Below are 1429 nucleotides of genomic sequence, written 5' to 3'. Positions count from 1 at the left end.
TTAAGAACGTCCATTACAGTCGAAATTGTCAGCCCGGGCCCGTCTCGGGCTACGATTGAGGCGCGCCCAGAACGGGCCGCCGACCGGGCGCCCGCGCACGGCCGAACGTCCCTGCCCCCGAGAGGGCCGGTTGGGTGCTGCCGGCGCGGGACGCGCCGCCCCCGACGGCTGATAGGAAAGTGCCGGGCAGGTGCCGCGGCTGGTAATGTGAGTGCCGAGGGGGAGGCCATCCGGTCGAACGACTACCGGAAGGATACCACCGTGAAAGCGCCATCCACCAGACCCGCGGCCGTGCTCGGCCTGGACGTCGGCAAGTCATCGCACTGGGCCTGCCTGATCGACCGCGACGGGGAGGTGCTGGCCAGCGCCCCCGTCCGCAACAGGGAGGCCGAGCTCGACGCGCTGTTCGCCTCCGCGCCCGCCGGCACGCTCGTCGTCGTCGACCAGTTCCGCAACATAGGGTCCCTCGCCGTGAGGCGGGCCCGCGCCGCGGGGCTGGAGGTCGCCTACCTGCCCGGGCTCGCCGCCAGCCGCGCCGCGGGCCTGTTCGCCGGCGAGGCCAAGACCGACGAGCGCGACGCCGCGGTGATCGCGCGGACCGCCCTGGGCGTGCCGGACTCCCTGTCGGGGGTCCCGGGCCGCGGCGAGGCCCTCGAGGCCGCCCGCGCCCTCTCGTCGCAGCGCGACCACGTCGTCGCCTGCGCGACCAGGGACAAGAACCGCCTGCGCGCGGTGCTGCTCGAGTCCTGCCCGGCCCTCGAGGCCGCGGTCGACCTGTCGGACCGGCGGTGGCTGGAGCTGCTCGCCGGGTTCGGCGGGGCGTGGGGGATCGCCCGCTCCGGGGCCGGGGGCCCGCAGGCCGAGGCCGCCGGGGAGGCCGCGGCCGCCTCCACCGCGCCCCCGCCGGCGCTCGTCGAGGCCGAGAACAGGCAGGTCAGGTTCCTGGCCGCCCGGATATCGGAGGCCCTCGACGAGGCCGGGGCCCTCGAGGCCGAGACGGCGGCGCTGCTCGAGGGCGACGAGACCTACGCGTGCCTGCTCACCGTGCCCGGCATCGGCCCGAGGACCGCGGCGCGGCTCGCGGTGTCGGTCGACATCGGGAGGTTCCCGGACCACGACCACCTGGCCTCGTACTGCGGCATAGCCCCGAGGGTTAGGAGCTCCGGCACGTCGGTGAGGTCGGTCAGGGCGTCCAGGCGCGGCGACGCGAAGCTCAAGTCCCTGCTGATCTTCTCGTGCAACAGCCTGGTGAGGTCCTCGGGGCGCTACGGCGAGTACTACCGGGCCTGCAGGGCACGGGGAATGGGGCACGGGCGGGCGCTCAAGGCCGTCGCGAGGAAGCGGCTCAGGGCGATATACGCCGTGATGCGCGACCGGGTGCCCTACCGGGAGTAGCCCCGACGGTTGACAAAACTATAGGAACACCCAA

The 1429-nt window shown here is 73.8% G+C and carries 1 protein-coding gene; it reads left to right on the top strand.

Translation table 11 applies throughout. The features are described from left to right. Positions 1-261 precede the first annotated feature (261 nt). Entirely contained in the window at positions 262-1395 is a 1134-nt protein-coding gene (locus DXD94_RS09520) for an IS110 family transposase (RefSeq protein ID WP_117763895.1), read from the top strand. The last annotated feature ends 34 nt before the right edge of the window (positions 1396-1429 follow it).

The organism is Collinsella sp. TM10-22 (genome assembly GCF_003466125.1).
Taxonomy (GTDB): Bacteria; Actinomycetota; Coriobacteriia; order Coriobacteriales; family Coriobacteriaceae; genus Collinsella.
This window is presented reverse-complemented; position numbering and strand designations above follow the sequence as displayed.